The organism is Labrys sp. LIt4 (assembly GCF_017813775.1).
Lineage (GTDB): Bacteria > Pseudomonadota > Alphaproteobacteria > Rhizobiales > Labraceae > Labrys > Labrys okinawensis_A.
Genome location: NZ_JAGIPY010000017.1, coordinates 104,238 through 120,813, shown reverse-complemented (window position 1 = coordinate 120,813; position 16,576 = coordinate 104,238). Strand labels below are relative to the sequence as shown.

General features: G+C 65.6%; 16 protein-coding genes and 1 other RNA gene. 5 read left to right on the top strand and 12 right to left on the bottom strand.

Going from position 1 to position 16,576, the window contains the following annotated elements; translation table 11 throughout:
* Positions 1 to 81: 81 nt before the first annotated feature.
* From J8I29_RS24660 to recR, 4 genes are all read right to left on the bottom strand, one after another.
* Positions 82 to 1,134, bottom strand: coding sequence for a methylenetetrahydrofolate reductase (locus tag J8I29_RS24660; protein ID WP_105861210.1), 1,053 nt, complete (start codon positions 1,132 to 1,134; stop codon positions 82 to 84).
* The gene (locus J8I29_RS24655; protein WP_105861211.1) at positions 1,131 to 1,754 is read right to left on the bottom strand and encodes a methylenetetrahydrofolate reductase C-terminal domain-containing protein; all 624 of its coding nucleotides are present in this window, start codon (positions 1,752 to 1,754) and stop codon (positions 1,131 to 1,133) included. Before J8I29_RS24655 ends, J8I29_RS24660 begins: the two co-directional genes overlap by 4 nt.
* 26 nt (positions 1,755 to 1,780) lie before the next feature.
* Complete coding sequence (locus tag J8I29_RS24650) at positions 1,781 to 2,083, bottom strand: virulence factor (RefSeq protein WP_068283113.1); 303 nt, start codon at positions 2,081 to 2,083, stop codon at positions 1,781 to 1,783.
* 158 nt (positions 2,084 to 2,241) lie between these two features.
* Positions 2,242 to 2,844, bottom strand: coding sequence for a recombination mediator RecR (gene recR / locus J8I29_RS24645; RefSeq protein ID WP_105861212.1), 603 nt, complete (start codon positions 2,842 to 2,844; stop codon positions 2,242 to 2,244).
* A gap of 280 nt (positions 2,845 to 3,124) precedes the next feature.
* Between recR and J8I29_RS24640 the strand changes: the two genes are divergently transcribed.
* The gene (locus J8I29_RS24640) at positions 3,125 to 4,210 is read left to right on the top strand and encodes an HPP family protein (protein WP_105861213.1); all 1,086 of its coding nucleotides are present in this window, start codon (positions 3,125 to 3,127) and stop codon (positions 4,208 to 4,210) included.
* 62 nt (positions 4,211 to 4,272) lie between these two features.
* Here J8I29_RS24640 and J8I29_RS24635 read toward each other — a convergent pair whose 3' ends face one another.
* The 4 genes from J8I29_RS24635 to J8I29_RS24620 form a co-directional block, all read right to left on the bottom strand.
* Complete coding sequence (locus tag J8I29_RS24635) at positions 4,273 to 6,075, bottom strand: NAD(P)/FAD-dependent oxidoreductase (protein WP_209433661.1); 1,803 nt, start codon at positions 6,073 to 6,075, stop codon at positions 4,273 to 4,275.
* A 109-nt stretch (positions 6,076 to 6,184) separates the two neighbouring features.
* Positions 6,185 to 7,258 (bottom strand): 2,3-butanediol dehydrogenase, encoded by a 1,074-nt coding sequence (locus tag J8I29_RS24630; RefSeq protein WP_209433660.1) that lies wholly within the window; start codon positions 7,256 to 7,258, stop codon positions 6,185 to 6,187.
* Between the two features lie 162 nt (positions 7,259 to 7,420).
* Positions 7,421 to 9,316: a sigma-54-dependent Fis family transcriptional regulator gene (locus J8I29_RS24625; RefSeq protein WP_209433659.1), complete on the bottom strand. Its 1,896-nt coding sequence runs from the start codon at positions 9,314 to 9,316 to the stop codon at positions 7,421 to 7,423.
* A gap of 195 nt (positions 9,317 to 9,511) precedes the next feature.
* Positions 9,512 to 10,948 (bottom strand): PLP-dependent aminotransferase family protein, encoded by a 1,437-nt coding sequence (locus J8I29_RS24620; RefSeq protein ID WP_245197327.1) that lies wholly within the window; start codon positions 10,946 to 10,948, stop codon positions 9,512 to 9,514.
* Positions 10,949 to 11,020: 72 nt separating this feature from the next.
* Here J8I29_RS24620 and J8I29_RS24615 point away from each other — a divergent pair, with 72 nt between their 5' ends.
* The 3 genes from J8I29_RS24615 to J8I29_RS24605 are packed head-to-tail and all read left to right on the top strand — an operon-like array spanning position 11,021 to position 12,145.
* A complete protein-coding gene (locus tag J8I29_RS24615; RefSeq protein ID WP_209433668.1) occupies positions 11,021 to 11,449 on the top strand; it encodes a cupin domain-containing protein in 429 nt (142 codons plus the stop codon).
* 1 nt (position 11,450) lies between these two features.
* The gene (locus J8I29_RS24610) at positions 11,451 to 11,906 is read left to right on the top strand and encodes a carboxymuconolactone decarboxylase family protein (protein WP_209433658.1); all 456 of its coding nucleotides are present in this window, start codon (positions 11,451 to 11,453) and stop codon (positions 11,904 to 11,906) included.
* A 35-nt stretch (positions 11,907 to 11,941) separates the two neighbouring features.
* Entirely contained in the window at positions 11,942 to 12,145 is a 204-nt protein-coding gene (locus J8I29_RS24605) for a hypothetical protein (RefSeq protein ID WP_209433657.1), read from the top strand.
* A gap of 108 nt (positions 12,146 to 12,253) precedes the next feature.
* On the opposite strand, the gene J8I29_RS24600 is transcribed toward J8I29_RS24605, so the two are convergent.
* From J8I29_RS24600 to ffs, 4 genes are all read right to left on the bottom strand, one after another.
* Positions 12,254 to 12,670 carry a hypothetical protein gene (locus J8I29_RS24600; protein WP_209433656.1) on the bottom strand — a complete coding sequence of 139 codons (417 nt, stop codon included), beginning with the start codon at positions 12,668 to 12,670 and terminating at the stop codon, positions 12,254 to 12,256.
* A gap of 22 nt (positions 12,671 to 12,692) precedes the next feature.
* Positions 12,693 to 13,016, bottom strand: coding sequence for a YbaB/EbfC family nucleoid-associated protein (locus tag J8I29_RS24595; RefSeq protein WP_209433655.1), 324 nt, complete (start codon positions 13,014 to 13,016; stop codon positions 12,693 to 12,695).
* A gap of 20 nt (positions 13,017 to 13,036) precedes the next feature.
* Positions 13,037 to 14,824: a DNA polymerase III subunit gamma/tau gene (locus tag J8I29_RS24590; protein ID WP_209433654.1), complete on the bottom strand. Its 1,788-nt coding sequence runs from the start codon at positions 14,822 to 14,824 to the stop codon at positions 13,037 to 13,039.
* A 54-nt stretch (positions 14,825 to 14,878) separates the two neighbouring features.
* Positions 14,879 to 14,976: signal recognition particle sRNA small type (ffs, locus tag J8I29_RS24585), an RNA gene on the bottom strand.
* Positions 14,977 to 15,445: 469 nt separating this feature from the next.
* On the opposite strand from ffs, the gene J8I29_RS24580 reads away from it, so the two are divergent.
* The gene (locus J8I29_RS24580; protein ID WP_209433653.1) at positions 15,446 to 16,486 is read left to right on the top strand and encodes a DUF4167 domain-containing protein; all 1,041 of its coding nucleotides are present in this window, start codon (positions 15,446 to 15,448) and stop codon (positions 16,484 to 16,486) included.
* Positions 16,487 to 16,576: the final 90 nt, after the last annotated feature.

The following is a 16,576-nucleotide window of genomic DNA, read 5'->3' as shown; positions in this document are numbered from 1 at the left end:
CCTCATCACTCTCAATGCAATCTTGCGCGATCAGGCCCCGTTCAAGGCCTGACACTCGCTCAACTACAGTTGCCGGACACTCTACGGCGTCGCAACGATCTCCTCATGCGGGATCGGGCTCGGGGCCATGTCGCGGCGCCAGGGCGTGCGGCCGGCGAGCACGCCGGATTCATGCACGATCTCGGCGACATATTCCTCCTGGCGGTAGGCCATCACATGCACCCCGGCGACACCCCTGATCTCGCGGACCTGCTGGATGATGTCGATGCACAAGCGCTTGCCTTCCTCCTTCTGATCCTGCGCGCCTTCCAGGCGCTTGATCACGTCGTCGGGCACGTGCACGCCGGGCACGTTGGAGCGCATCCATTTGGCCGTGCGGGCGGAGGCAAGCGGGCCGACACCGACCATGATGAAGCACTTCTCATGCAGACCCATGTCGCGGATGCGCGCCATGAAACGTTCGAGCAGGGGAATGTCGAAGCAATATTGGGTCTGGATGAACTGCGCTCCGGCCTGGATCTTCTTGGCCAGGTTGATCGGCCGGAAATCATAGGGCGGCACGAAGGGATTGGCCGCCGCGCCCAGGAACATGGCGGGCGGCGTGGTGATCTTGCGGCCCGACAGGAAGCGCTGCTCGTCGCGCATGGTGCGGATAGTGGACAGCAGGGCAGTCGAATCGAGGTCGAAGACCGGCTTGGCCTCGGGATGGTCGCCGCTCTGCACGCCGTCGCCGGACAGGCAGAGCACGTTGCACACGCCGAGCGCCGCCGCGCCGAGGACATTGCCCTGGATGGCGATGCGGTTGTAGTCGCGGCAGGAGATCTGGAACACCGGCGAATAGCCGACACGGGTCAACAGGGCGCAGATCGCTACCGAGGACATGTGGCAGTTGGCGCCGGAGCCGTCGGTGGCGTTGATGGCATCGACCCAGCCCTCGAACGGCTTCACTCGTTCGAGCACGTCGTCGGGATTGGCCGAATCGGGCGGGTTGAGCTCGGCCGTGACGGCGAATTCGCCGCGGCGCAGCACGCGCTCGAGACGTCCGCGCGAGGTATGGCCCGGCAGTTCGGGCAGGGGCGCGGCCGGATGAGGGCCGAAATCGTCGGGATGGGGCAGCCTGGTGTCGATCGTCATGGCTTGCCTCCGCTCGCCGCGGCCGCAGTGGACTTGGCTGCCGCAGCGGATTTCTCGGCTGCAGCCTTGGCCTTGGCGGCGGCCGCCGCTGCCGCCTTCTCCGCCGCGATCCTGGCATTGTAGCCGGATTTTTCGCGGGCAACGGAGAGCCAGGAGGACTGCCCCTTCAGCCGGTGATCGACCGGTGCCTGCGGCACCTCGATGGCGCTGCCGCCGGCCATGTTGCGCGAGCCCTCATAGGCCTTGACCCAGACGCAGGGCATGTCGGCATAGACCTCGCAATTGCCATTGGCCCTGACGCCGCCGCAGGGACCGTTGCGCAGGCCCTTGGGGCAATTCATCGGGCAGGACATGCCGGTGGAAGAGAGAGCGCATTGGCCGCACATCTTGCAGTCGAACAGGCTCGACTTGACCAGCTTCTCCACCTTGGCCACCGGCTTTTCCAGCCTGTCCCAGCCAATCGCCGTGAACAAGGGCGAGAGCTTGACCAGCGTCCACTCGACGCCGTGATAGATCCGTTCCATCGCGGCGGAATGGCGGATGGCCCAGAAGCGCAAGGCGAATTTCTTCGCGTCGCGCGGTGGCTTTCCGGTGGCTTCGAAGGCAGCGGGCGTGCGCATGTCTCAGGGAACTCGCGTTGGGGCGATCAGCGGTTTTCTCTGCCGCCATTCTTGGCAAGAGCCGCCAGCCGTTCCTTGTCGTATTCCGCCTCGATCTTGGCCGCCGCCGCCGAAACTTCCGCTTCGAGGTCGTCGCCGCACTCGATCGGGGGGCTGCGGTGGAACTCGGCGAGATAATCGTCCGTGCCGGCGGCACCGCCGCGCATCGCCGCCATGTCGACGGCCTCGCCGAAGCGCGAGCTCAGTTCGCGCTTGGCGCTGGTGCGGCCCTGCTTGGCCACCACCATGGTGGGAATGTCGCGCCAATAGGTGACGATGAGCTGGGGCATTGGGGATTCCTATATGGATGTCATCCCGTGCGCATTGCGGCGCGGAGTGCCGCGATGCAGACACGGGACCGGGTGAAGAATGGACCGCCTTTCTCGTCCTGCGGTCCCGGATCTGCGACGCATCACTGCGTGCTGCATCGCGTCCGGGATGATAGGCCTCAAAACGGCGTCCGGCTGCGGATCGCGGCAGCCAGGGTGCCCTCGTCGAGATAGTCAAGCTCGCCTCCGACCGGCACGCCATGCGCCAGTTTCGTCACCTTGACGCCCGTGGGGGCCAGAAGGTCGGTGACGTAATGGGCGGTGGTCTGGCCGTCGACCGTGGCATTGAGGGCGAGAATCACCTCGGAGACGCCGCCCTCGGCGACGCGTGCGACCAACCTGTCGATGGTGAGATCTTCGGGGCCGACGCCATCGAGCGGCGAGAGCGTGCCGCCGAGCACATGGTAGCGGGCATTGACGACGCCGGCCCGTTCCAGGGCCCAGAGATCGGCGACATCCTCGACGACCACCAGGAGCGTGTTCTCGCGCCGGGGATCGCTGCACAAGGTGCAGGGGTCGCAGGTGTCGATATTGCCGCAGTTCGAGCAGACCACCACGCGCTCGCAGGCGATCTGCAGGGCCGAAGACAGCGGCACCATCAACTGCTCGCGCTTCTTGATCAGCGTCAGCGCCGCCCGGCGGGCCGAACGCGGCCCGAGCCCGGGCAGGCGCGCGAGCAGCTGGATCAGGCGTTCGATTTCGGGGCCGGTGACGGATGCCATGATGTCCAGATAGGTGATTTGTGGACGAGGTGCGAGGGGAGAGTACAGATGCGATCCGGTTTTGCACTTCGATCCCCGGGTGCGCGGACGTCCCGTCCGCTCTTGGAAACGCAGCGTTTGTCGGTAGGGAAGGGCGGACGAGACGTCCGCGCACCCGGGAACGGTCTCGCTGCGTCCTTTCGTACCTTGAATGCCTGCTGCCTAAGCTTTAAGCACCTATCGCTTCGCGATATATCGCGCCCAGGGCGGACCACGCCCATCCTATCTGCCGGGTCAAGCTATGGCGTTTCTTCCCTTCAAGCTGTTCGTGCCGATCCTGGCCGGCGCCACCCTGCGCGACCGGCTGTTCGCCAGCCTGGGCGCCATCGCGGGCATCGGCTTGACCGGCCTGGTCTGCACGCTCGTCTTCGGCCGCGATCCGCATCTGCCCTTCATCGTCGCTCCCGTCGGCGCTTCGGCCGTGCTGCTCTTTGCCGTGCCGGCCAGTCCGCTGGCCCAGCCTTGGTCGATCATCGGCGGCAATACGCTTTCGGCGCTGTGCGGCATCGCGGTCACCCGGTTCGTGCATGAGCCGATGCTGGCCATCGGCTTGGCGGTCGGCCTCGCCATCGCTGTGATGTCGCTGACGCGTTGCCTCCATCCGCCGGGCGGGGCCGCCGCCCTGACGGCGGTGATCGGCGGACCGGCGGTGGCCGCCGCCGGCTTCGGCTTTGCCCTGGTGCCGGTCTGCCTCAACTCGACATTGCTGGTGACGCTGGGCTGGCTGTTCCACCGCTTTTCCCGCCATCCCTATCCGCATGTGCCGGCCTCCGCCCCGGCCAGCACGCACGGTACCGCCGATCCCGCGCCTTCCCTGCGGGTGGGCTTTCGCGACGAGGATATCGAGGGGGCGCTGAGCGATCTCGGCGAGACCTTCGACATCGATCGCCAGGACCTCGACCGCTTGCTGCGGCGGGTCGAGCAGCGGGCGTTGTCGCGCTCCCATGCCGATCTCACCTGTGCCGACATCATGTCGCGCGACATCGTCACCGTCGAGCCCGAAGCCAGCGCCGAAACGGCCATCAGGCTCCTGCTGGAGCATAATGTCCGCACCCTGCCGGTGATCGACTTCCACGACCGCGTGGTGGGCACGGTGGGCCTGCGCGACCTCGCCGGGCCGGTAAAGCAGGTCGGCGAGGTGATGACGCTGCCCACCCTTTCCACGCCGGAAGCGCCGGCCCTCGGGCTGGTGCCCGCCCTCACCGACGGCACCGCCCATGCCGTCGTCGTCGTGGACGACGACAAGCGCATTGCCGGGCTTGTCACCCAGACCGACCTGCTCGCTGCTCTGTCGAGCCTGTCGGCACGGGAAGGATGGGGGCGCTGATTGCGGGCGGCGCGACATCAGCACAGTCGCCTCACCGCCTCACGGCGTGGCCGGCATCCACCTCAGGACAGATGATGCCGTTCCTGAATCTTGTAGACCGGTGTCGGGATCGCCTCCTTGCGGGCCTTGAGCTGCAGGGACAAATAGAGTGAATAATGGCGCGACTGGTGCAGATTGCCGCCATGGAACCATAGGGCCTCCTGCTGCGTGGGCTTCCACATGTTGCGCTGCTCGCCTTCCCACGGCCCGGGGTCCTTGGTGGTATCAGAGCCGAGGCCCCAGCACTTGCCGACCTTGTCGGCCACTTCCTTGGAGATCAGATCGGCGGCCCAGCCATTCATCGAGCCATAGCCGGTTGCATAGACGATGAGATCGGCGGGTAGTTCCCGGCCATCCTCCAGCACCACGCCGCCCTCGCTCAATTCGCGGATGCCAACGCCGCTGACCAGCTTGATCCGGCCATCCGCCACCAGGTCGCAGGCGCCGACGTCGATGTAATAGCCCGAGCCGCGGCGCAGATATTTCATGAACAGGCCGGAATCGTCATCGCCGAAATCGAGCATGAAGCCGGCCTTTTCGAGCCTCTTGTAGAACTCGGCGTCCTTCTCGCGGATCTTGTTGTACACGGGCACCTGGAACTCGTGCAGGATGCGATAGGGCAGCGAGGCGAAGATCAGATCGGCCTTGCGGGTGGTCATGCCTGCGGCCACCGCGCGCTCCGAATAGAGGTCGCCGAGCCCGATCTCCATCAGCGAGTCCGATTTCACGATATGCGTGGAGGACCGCTGCAGCATGGTGACGTCGGCGCCGCCTTCCCACAAGGCCGCGCAGATGTCGTGGGCCGAGTTGTTGGAGCCGACCACCACCACCTTCTTGCCGCGATAGGCATCCGGGCCGGGATGGGTGGAGGAATGCTGCTGCTCGCCCTTGAAGATGTCCTGGCCCTTGATTTTCGGCACGTTGGCCTTGCCCGACATGCCGGTGGCGAGCACCAGCTGCTTGGGCTTCAAGGTGATCTCGCGGCCGTCCCGCTCGACGATCACGGTCCATTCCTTGGTCGTTTCGTCGAAGCTCGCGGATTTGCAGGTGGTGGAGCTCCAATAGTTCAGCTCCATTACCTTGGTATACATCTCCAGCCAGTCGCCGATCTTGTCCTTCGGTGCGAAAACCGGCCAATTCTCGGGGAAGGGGATGTAGGGCAGGTGGTCGTACCAGACGGGATCGTGCAGGCAGAGCGACTTGTAGCGCTTGCGCCAGCTGTCGCCCGGGCGCTCGTTCTTCTCGATGATGATGGTCGGTACGCCGAGCTGCCGCAGCCGGGCGCCGAGGGCGATGCCGCCCTGGCCGCCGCCGATGATGACGACATAGGGCTGCTCGGTGAAGCCCAGTTCCGAAGCCTCGGCTTCGCGCTTCTCCTTCCAGGTCTTGCGGGCGGGATCGCTGCCGTGCTCGGCGCCCATCGGACGGCGGAACCCCTTGGGCTCCTCATGGCCCTTCAGCTCGCTCATGGTGGTGAGAAGCGTCCAGATCAGGCCGTTCTTCAGGCGGATATGGCCATAGCCGCGTGCCACCTCCGTTTCGAACTCGAACCAGCCCTCGGTCACGCCATTGCCGTCGCTGGCAGCTTCGTTGGCATCCTGGCGGAAATGCCCGGGTTTGATGGCGGCGAGCTGCGACTTCAGCATTTCGCCGATGGCATCGCGCCCTTCCAGGGTGCGGATGTTCCAGGTGAAGGTCACCAGGTCTCGCCAATAGCAATCTTCCTGGAACAGGTTGACTGCGGCATCGATATCGCCGCTTGCGAGCGCCTTTTCGAGCTTGGCCAGAACCGCGTCCACCCTGGCCTGCGGACTTTGATCGAGCATGGTATTTCCTCCGGTTTATTGTGTTTGGTCGTGATTGTTACGTCGGGCAGAGAAGGAACGCTTGTTTGGTGTAACTCCTTGTTTCCGAGCCTGCCGCTGCGATCCGGCGTTATCCAGCCAGGTCGATCAGGATCTTGAGCTGTTCGCCGGCCGGGTCGAGCAGGGCGTCGAAGCCGTCTGTGACGGCCGCGTCGAGCGTGATCTTGCGGGTCACGACCTTCTTCGCCGGCAGCAGGCCGGAACTGATCAGGCGGATGACGCGCGGCCAGTAGTGGGTGGGATAGGCCCAGGAGCCGCGAATATCGACATCCTTGAAGGTGACCTGGAACCAGTCGAGCGGATTCTCATGCGGATGCAGGCCGGTCTGGACCACCACGCCCTGCTTGCGCACGGCGTCGAGGCAGGCCTTGAGGGCATGTTCGTTGCCCACGCATTCGATCGCGACGTCGCAGCCGACCTTGCCTTCGCTGAGTTCGCGCACCACATCGCCGGGATTGTCACGCTTGGGATTGATGGTGACGAGATCGGGCAGGGCCGCCTTGGCGAAGGCGAGGCGCTTGTCGTTGATGTCGGAGACGAAGAGCTGGGCGGCACCGGCGGCCCGCGCCGCCAGCAAGGTGAGCAGGCCGATCGGGCCGGCGCCGGTGACCAGCACGCTCGAGCCGGCGGTGACGCCTCCGCGGTCGCAGGCATAGACGGCCACCGCGCTGGGCTCGACCAAGGCCGCTTCCTCGTCACTCAGCGCGTCGGGGATCTTCTGCACATTGTAGTCGTTGAGCAGGGCGTAGTCGGCCATGCCGCCCGAGATCCAGCTCAGCCCGGCCAAAGCGAGCAGGGGGCTCAGATGGAAGAGGCCGCGATCGGCGAAATAATCGCCCGAGCGCGGCATGATCAGCGGCTGCACCGAGATCCGGTCGCCCGGCTTCACCGCCTCGACCCCTGCGCCGACCGCCTCGACGACGCCGCCGAATTCATGGCCGAGCACCTGCGGACCGCTCGCCCCGCTGAAGGGATGCGGCTCGACCGGGATGAAGATCGGGCCATAGGCATATTCGTGCAGATCCGTGCCGCAGATGCCGACGAAACGATTGCGGATCAGAACCTGTCCGGGCGCCGGTTGTCCTGGCTTGGGCAGTTCTTCGAGCCGCAAATCCTTGGCGGCATGAAATCGCAGGGCCTTCATCCTTGTCTTCCTCCCCTGTTGCAGGTTGTTGGGCAGGAAGAGCAATCGCCGTGCCAACTGTCGGAAGCCGCGGCCTGGCGCGGTTTCCGGCTGCTTGGATACCCATCACCGTTGCACGGCGTGCAACGAATGCCACAGCTGTGGCAGGGCTGCTGCAACAGGTCAGTTGCGGTGGTTCAGGCCATGGCGTTTGATCTGGCGATGCACCGTGGACCGGTCGACGCCCAGGCTGCGTGCCGCCTCTGACACATTCCAATTGCAGCTGGCGAGCACGGCCTCGAGAGCGCCTCTTTGCGTATGCGGCTCCTCGCTGCTCTGCGGAAGCGCCCGCCGCAACAAGGTTTCGGGCAGGTCGCTCACTTCGATGACGCCATTGTGGCACAGCACCGCGGCCACCGAGACCACATTGTCGAGTTCGCGGATATTGCCGGGCCAGTGATAGGCCTTGAGCGCGAGCAGGGCCGCCGGCGCAACCGCCAGCGCCTCGCCGTTCATGCGGTGCTTGGCAAGGATCTTGTCGAGCAGCCAGACGAAATCGGATCGCTCGCGCAAGGCGGGCAGCACGAGCGTCGCGGCATTGAGCCGGTAGAGCAGGTCCTCGCGAAAGCCGCCATCCCTGGCGAGCGCCTCGAGCGGCCGGTTGGAGGCCGACACCACCCTGATGTCCAGCGGCTTGGCGCGCGAAGCGCCCACCGGCGTCAGCTCCCGCTCCGACAACACCCGCAGGAACCGGCTCTGGAGCGCCAACGGCATGTCGCCGATCTCATCGAGGAAGAGCGTGCCGCCATTGGCCTCCTCGATCAGCCCGATGCGCCCCCGCGGGGCCGCACCGGTGAAGGCACCCGGCAGATGGCCGAACAATTCGCTTTCGATCAGCGGCTCGGGGATCGCCGCGCAGTTCACCGCCACGAACTTGCCGGTTCGGCCGCTCGCCTCGTGGATGGCGCGGGCCAGATATTCCTTGCCCGTGCCGGTTTCGCCCTGGATGAGGATCGAGACCGGCCGGGGCGCGAGCTTGGCGACCTTGGCCTGCAAGGCGGCAAGCTGGCCGTCGCCGCCGCTCAGATTGCGCAGCGAGGCGGGAATGTCGTGGCGTGCCCCTGCCGGCGAGCGCACGGCAATATTGGGCTCGATGGCATGGGCGAACAGGGCGTTGCCGTCGCGCGCGAAGACGAGGCGATCCTGCGGGCGATGCTGGCGCGTCAGATCGGGCAGGTCGTCGATGTCCATGTCGAAGAAGCGTGACAAGGGCTGGCCGATCAGGGCTTGCGGGTCGCGCCAGTCGAGATTGCCCGAGCGCGCCAGCACCTTGGCGCCGCCATTGGTCATGCCGATGATGCGGCCGGAACCGTCGATGGCGATGCCGGCTTCAGGGTCGACATCGAGAAATTCCGGGGAGCGTGAGAAGCGCAGCACCCATTCGCGGCTCGATTGCGCCATCAGGTTGGCGAGCTCGATCCGCCGCACCGTGGCCGAGACGAGATGCAGGGCCAGGTTCTGGCTGGCCTTCTTGATCGGCGAGGAAAGCAGGGAGATGTCGAGCACCGCCGAGAGCCCGCCCTGAATATCGTAGATCGGAGCGGCGGTGCAGGAGAGCGGCGTGTGGGTATTGTCGAAATGGTCGGTCTGATGAATGGTCAAGGCCTCGCCGGCTTCGATGCAGGCGCCGACGGCGCAGGTGCCGGCCCGCGATTCCGACCATTCGGAGCCCAGATAGAGGCCGGCCTTGCGCAGATTGTTGTCGAACAGCGGGTCTCCGTAGAAATCCACGGTCACGCCGGCCCTGTCCGAGAGCAGCAGCACGTAGTTCTGCCCCGCCACCTGGCGGAACAGGCTTTCGAGGCCCGAGCGGGCGATTGTGATCAGTTCTTCCGATTGCTGGCGATGCTCGCGCAATTGGGTATCCGGCACGATGTAGGCCTCGCAGGCCTGGGCCGGATCCAAGCGATGCTTGTTGATGCAGCGCAGCCAGCTTTGCACAACCGTGGCGTCGCGCATGGTCGCTGCGCCCAGGCCGACGCTTTCGATCTCGCGGATATGATCGACATGCGAAGCCATGAGAAGGTGCGGCCAGCCTCCCTTGGAAAGGGGTTTCTTGATCCATCCGGATCAGAAACCATGTCTTGCTTGGATCTTGCGTGGAACGCACCAGCTCGATCGAATTCCTCCCCGCGGCTTCGCTACCTCGCAGGCCGCAGGCTGCGCAGTGTGCACTAGTGCCGGCGAATGTAAACCGTCTTGGCGGCCTCGCGTTCAGCCATGGGCTGCGACCAGCGCCAGCAGCCGGTCGCAATCGGCTGCAAGGCTGTCGATATCGACATTGGTGACGCCCAGAAGCAGGCCGGCCCGGCGCGTGGCCTTGTACCAGGGCGAGAGCGCAACGGGAGCGAGCCCGAAAGGCAGGGCCTGCCGGGAAACGGCGACATCGTCCGTGGCGTCGGGCAGTTCGAGCAGCACGGCGAGGCCGCCATTGGCATGCACCGTCAGGCCGGGGCCGATGCGCTCGGCAAGGCAGGCGGCGAGGGCGTCGCGCCGGGTGGCGTAGAGGCGTTTCATCCGCCGCAGATGGCGGAGGTAATGGCCCTCCGCCAGGAAGCTCGCCACGGCTCGCTGGATCGAAGCCGCCGGCGCCGGCGCGAGGGCGGCGGCAACGTCGCCGAAGCGGGCCGCCAGTTGCGGCGGCACGACCAGGAAACCCAGGCGCAGCGCCGGTGTAATGGTCTTGCTGAAGGTTCCGGCATGCAGAACCCGGCCCTGCCGGTCGAGCGAGGCGAGGGCGGGCGCTGCCCTCCCCCTCAATTGCAGCTCGCTGAGATAATCGTCCTCGACGATCCAGGCCTGCCGCGCCTGCGCCCAATCGAGCAGGGCAAGACGCCTTTCGAGCGACAGGGTGAGGCCCAGCGGCGATTGCTGGCCGGGCGTGACCACCGCAAAGGCGGCATCCGGCGCGAAGCGGATGCCGGCAGCGACGTCGATGCCGTCCCGGTCGACCGGAACCGGCGTGACCGCGACCCGGGCCTGCTCCAGGGCGAGGCGTGTCAGGATGAAGGCGGGATCTTCGAGCCAGGCCTTGCGGCCGCCGAGCCCGAGGGCGCGCAGGATGAGACCGAGGCCGCCGGCATAGCCCGATGTCACCAGGATCTGAGCCGGCTCGCATTGGATGCCGCGCGCCAGCGCGAGATAAGCTGCGATTTCGCGCCGAAGCTCGATATGGCCGCGCGGGTCGGGATAGCTCACCGGCGCCGCGGCGGCGGCGCGGGCGCTGCGCGCCATGATGCGCGACCATAGCGAAAAGGGAAAGGCGTCCTGCGCCGGCACCCCCATCTGGAAGGTGGCGGGCGGGCGCTCGAAATCGGGAAAGAGTGCCGGCAGGGGCGTGGCTTCCGGCAGCCGGCCCGCGGCCTGCGGGCGGCTTGCCTTGTGGATCACGCGCGTGCCGGCCGCTCCCATGCCGGCGATCAGCTGCTCGTCGGCGAGCTTCTCATAGGCCACACGCACCGTGCCGCGGGCGACGCCGAGCTGGGCTGCGAGATCGCGCCAGGACGGCAGGCGGACGCCGTTTCCCAGTCGGCCGTCGAGGATGGCGGCGGCGATGCTGCGATGGATCTGCACGGCCAGCGGAATCTGGGCGGCGCGATCGATGCTGATCTTGAAGGGCTCGTTCATGCGATCGATGGTACAATATTTCATGTAATTCTTGGTGCTTTTTTGTGAGCCGAAAGAGAGCGATGTTCCGGCCATCGCAAGACAGGAACCAAGATGATGATCTCCAAAGCCTTTCTGCTCGGCACGGGCATCGCTCTCGCGGCCGTCCCCGCTCTCGCCCATTCGCCGCAATCGAGATCCGGCGGGGCCAGCGCCGCGCCGGTGTTCGAGCAGGCGCTGCCCAACGTGCCCGGCAAGAGCATGACCAGCGTCCTCGTGCGCTATGCGCCCGGCGGCAAGTCGCCCGCGCATACCCATTCCAAGACGGCCTTCGTCTTTGCCTATGTGTTGTCCGGCTCGATCCGCAGCCAGGTCAATGGCGGGCCGGTCAAGGTCTATCGCGCCGGCGAGAGCTGGTTCGAGGAGCCGGGAGCCCACCATCAGGTCAGCGAGAATGTCAGCAAGACCAGGCCCGCCTCGCTGCTCGCCGTCTTCGTCGCCGATTCCGGCGACCGCAACCTCACCGTCTACGAACAGGAGAAGTGAAATGGCCCCGCGCCTCGATTACAACGCTGCCGCTCCGGCCGGCATGAAGGCCCTCGGCGGCGTCTATGGCTATGTCAGCCAGAGCCTACCCCGCATGCTGGTCAACCTGGTCTATCTCAGGATCTCATTGATCAATGGCTGCGCCTATTGCATCGACATGCATTCGCGCGACCTGACCAAGGACGGCCTGCCCCAGGAAAAGCTGGTGCTGGTGCCGGTCTGGCACGAGGCCGGTGCCCTGTTCAGCGAACAGGAAAAGGCGGCATTGCGCTGGGCGGAGACGGTGACGAGGGTTGCCGAGACCGCCGTGCCCGAAGCCGAGTTCGAAGCCGTGCGGGCGGTGTTTTCCGAGAAGGAAGTCGCCGACCTCACCATCGCGATCGGCCTGATGAACACCTATAACCGCCTGGCCATCAGCTTCCGCAACACGCCGGCCGCGGTGAACGCGCTGGGGTAGCCGCCATGCCTTACGGCAAGCGCAGGAATACCGCCATGAATGATCCTATGCCTCTTGGATGGGATAAAGCTGGTGGCGCCATTGCCCAGGAAAAAGAGGAACGAGCGATGCGGCTCGTCAGACTCAGAGAAATGGTAAACGCGTCCATAGAAGAGGGTGGCGTTCTGTCCGATGAAGAAATCATTCGGGTTCTGGATGCTGCCGCTGCTGAGTTGACCGCCGAGGGCAGAGCGCGGTGATGGTCTGCCCGCTGGCTCCCGTCGGCTCGTGTTGGCCAGTTCGTTGGCCGATGCGGGTCAGCTATCCTGGCAAGGAGACCAGCCAATGCGTGTCGGCATGGCCAACCGCTATTGGTTGATGGCTTTCTCGACCGCTCCGACGATTTTCTCGATGGAAACCGTCCAAATCCCCGCCTTGCCGGCATCGAAAGCGGTTTTCCATTCGCGATATCCCTCCTGAAACGAGAGATCGGATTTGCCGGTGCCAATGAGTTTGAGCACGCTGCCATCCAATGAAGCTTGGGACAGCGGCAGATGCTGCAGTGTATCTGAAATTCCGCCGGCGATCTTGGGGTTCTTGACCTTCACGCCCTTGATGGTGACGTGATAGATCTTTCCCAGAGTGCGGGCGTCCTCGATCTTATCGATGATCACACGCGAGTTTTCTTCGCCCGCCCGCGTGCGATAGGACCAGATCTGGCCGACGGCATAATTGGCGGCCTGCGCCATTGTCGTCATGGCGATCCCCAGCAAAACTGCCAGCATGGCCCGCCACATCGATATGATCTCAGAACGGCAGCTTCATCCCCGGAGGCAAAGGCAGGCCGGCCGTGATCGAGCCCATCTTTTCCTGGGTCAGGCGGTCAGCCCGGCCACGCGCATCGTTATGGGCGGCGAGGACGAGATCCTCGACGATTTCCTTTTCCTCGGCCTTGAGCAGCGATGCGTCGATGTCGACGCCCTTCATCTCGCCCTTGGCGGTGAGGCGCACCTTGACGAGACCGCCGCCGGCCACGCCCTCGACCTCGGTCTGTTCCAGTTCGGCCTGCAGGGACTGCATCTTGGCCTGCATGGCCTGAACCTGCTTCATCATGCCCATCACGTCTTTCATGGGAACTCCTGTTCCTGTGTTCAGATGTCGTCGGCCGAGTAGGACGCGGCCTCCTCGGCATCGTCGGGATCGCCGCCATCGTCGGGCGCCGGCGCCAGGGATTGCGTCTCCACCGGGGCATTGTCCCGGATGTCGACGATCTCCGCGCCGGGAAAGCGCTCCATCACGGCACGGACGAAGGGATCGGCCCTGATCCCCGAGAGCACGGCGGCCTGCCGCGCTTCGGCGAGCTCGCGCAGGGTCGCCTCGCCCCTTTCCGAGGACAGCACCACCAGCCAGCGCTTATTGGTCCAGTCCGATAATTTGCGCGAGAGATCGTTGACTAGGCCCTGTGGCGAGCCGGGCTCGAGGGCGATGTCGAGGCGGCCATCGGCGAAGGCGACCAGCCGCACGAACCGCTCCAGCGCCAGCTTGAGCGGCAGGTCGCGCTTTTCCATGGCAAGGGCGACGATCTCGGCGAAGCTGGCGAGCGCGCGGCTGGGCTGCCCGGCCGAGGCCGGCTCGGGCGAGAGCGCCCGCTGCGGTTGCGGCTGAAACTGCGCCTGGGTGGCGGCCGTGATCAGCTGGGCCCGCGGGGCGGGCGGTGGGGATGCCGGCGGCGGTGCCGCAGGCCCACGCGAGGGCAGGGCGCCACCATTCTCGGTGAGCTGGCGGATGAGGTCGTCGGGCGAAGGCAGGTCGGCCGCATAGCACAGACGCGCCAGCACCATGTCGGCGGCAGCGAGCGGCTTGGCGGCGGTCTGCGTCTCGGGAATGCCCTTGAGGAGCATCTGCCACTGGCGCGTCAGCGCCTTGATCGAGAGCTTGCCGGCGAGTTCGGAGCCGCGCACCTTCTCCACTTCGGTTGCCGAAGGATCATTGGCGGCGGCCGGCGAAATCTTCACGCGCGTGACGAAATGGGTGAATTCGGCGAGCTCCGACAGCACTACCGCCGGATCGGCGCCCTGGTCGTACTGGGCGCGCAGTTCGTCGAGCGCCGAAGCGGCATCGCCGCGCATCACCGCCTCGAACAGGTCAATCACGCGCGAACGGTCGGCGAGGCCCAGCATGGCGCGCACGCTCTCGGCGTCGATCGTGCCGCCACCATGGGCGATGGCCTGGTCGAGCAGGGACAGCGAGTCGCGCACCGAGCCCTCGGCGGCCCGCGCGATCATCGCCAGCGCCTCCGCGTCGATCGAAACGCTTTCCTTCTCGCAGATCGCGCCGAGATGGCGCGCGAGCAGGCCGCTGTCGACACGCCTGAGGTCGAAGCGCTGGCAGCGCGACAGGATGGTGATCGGGACCTTGCGGATTTCGGTGGTGGCAAAAATGAATTTTACATGCGGCGGCGGCTCTTCCAGCGTCTTCAGCAACGCGTTGAAGGCCTGCGTGGTCACCATATGGACTTCGTCCATGATGAGGACCTTGAAGCGCGCCGAGACCGGGGCGTAGCGCACGCTGTCGGTGATCTCGCGAATGTTCTCGATGCCGTTATGGGACGCGGCGTCGAGCTCCATCACGTCGATGTGGCGGCTGTCGATGATGGCCTGACAGTGGCGGCCGAGGCCCGGCATGTTGATGGTCGGCCTGCCGCCGCCTTCCGGCGGCTCGTAGTTGAGGCCGCGTGCCAGGATGCGCGCCGTCGTGGTCTTGCCGACACCCCGGACGCCGGTGAGCATGTAGGCCTGGTGGATGCGTCCGGTCTCGAAGGCGTTGGAGAGGGTACGCACCATCGCGTCCTGGCCGATCAGGTCGTCGAAGGTCTGGGGACGGTATTTGCGGGCGAGGACGCGGTAGGGCTGGCTGTCGGTCGGCGTCGCGTCTTCCATCAATTCCCCCGAATCCCTGGAAGGGGTCCCTCGCGATCCGCTGCCACTGCATGAGGTAGGAGGTTGGACGAAGACCCGCAGCGGTCTCGTTGGGGCTGCTTCCTTCCGGACCTGACCCGGTTGGCGAGTGTTGCGTCCACCGCCAACCTCCCGCCGCGTATATGGGCCATCGCGGCGCGAATGACAAGCCGAGCTGCCAAAAAACCTCACAGGCCGCAAAATCTCGATTGGGCAGCATATTTTCTGTAAAAAGCGCCCAAGCTCTTTAAAAAGGGCTTGGACTTTGCCGCGCGAGCGACTATCTAGAGATACACAAATCGTTCGGGGCTGGCGTCGATAGTACGAGCCGGCTCGAGTGCAGATGCACTTTTAGTCGAACATCGAGCGAAGCGCTCGTTCGCCCTAACGATGGAAATGCCTATTCCGGTACCAAGAGCCAAGGTGGCGATCTGCCGGAGTGTGCTGCTGCGCCCGACGCAGGCTGAACCATGGTTTTCCTGACCCATGCATTGACTGCTGCGATGCAATGGCCATGACGAAGGTTCGCCGTCGCTTCGCGAGATTGCGCAGGTTTATAGCGGAGAATGAGATCAATCTATGAGGCAGGGACAGCAAAAGCGTATGCGTGGCCGTTCACGCGGCGGCAAGGGTCCGAACCCGCTGAGCCGGAGCTATGAGTCGAATGGCCCGGACGTGAAGGTTCGTGGAACCGCCGCCCACATTGCTGAAAAATACGTTCAGCTGGCGCGCGATGCCCAATCCTCCGGCGACCCGATCCTGGCCGAGTCCTATCTGCAGCATGCAGAGCATTATTTCCGCATCATCGCGGCGGCACAGCCCCAGTTTCCCAGCGACCAGACCTTCGGCCATGGTGCCGAGGACGAGGAAGACGGCGACGATGCCGATTTCGAGGGCCCGATCCCGTCGATGCCGCAGGGGTTCGGTACGCCGGCGAATCAGTTCGGCGGCGCGCAGGGCTTCGACGAGCAGCCGCGCCTGGTACAGCCGGGACGTGACCGCAATTTCGGCGAGCGCGGCGAAGGCGGCCAGCCTTACCGCGAGCGCGAGCACCGTTTCCGCGACCGCAATGACCGTTTCAACGGCGAGCGCGGCCCGCGTGAGGAGCGCCAGCCGCGCGAGGACAGGCAGCCCCGCGAGGAGCGGCCTTATCGCGAGGAGCGCCAGCGTGACCGTCAGTTCGACGGACAGCCCAATGGCCAGGCGGCCGAGGGCGAGGGTGGTGGCGAACCGCGCTTCAATCAGCGCCATGGCCGGCGTGACCGCCGCTTCGATCGTGGCGATCGTCCCTTCCGTGACCGCGCCAATGCCGGCGACGGGCCGCTTTTCAGCGAACGGGGGCAGGGCGAGCGCGGCGCGTTCCAGCCGGCACCGGTGGTGCCGGTCGACCAGCCCCAGCCGGATCTGCATGACGACCATGCCCTTTCCACCTTGCCCTCCTTCATCACCGGCACGCCGGCAATGGCCCCCGCCGCCCCGGCACCTGCCGCAACGCTAGAAGCGGCTCCTGCAGCTGCTCCCGCAGCGGTGGAAGCCGAGGCGGAGGCTGCCGTCGCCCCGCGTCCGCGCAAGCGCCGTGTCTCGAAGAAGGCTGCCGCCGCAAGTGAAACGGCTGAAGCGAGCGCGGAAACCGCGAGCGAATAGGCGCCAAACCAATCGGTTTTACCTGAGCAGCCGGCGATCCCACGGGATCGCCGGCTTTTTTATTGTCGACGGGTTGAACTTGCGCAGGGC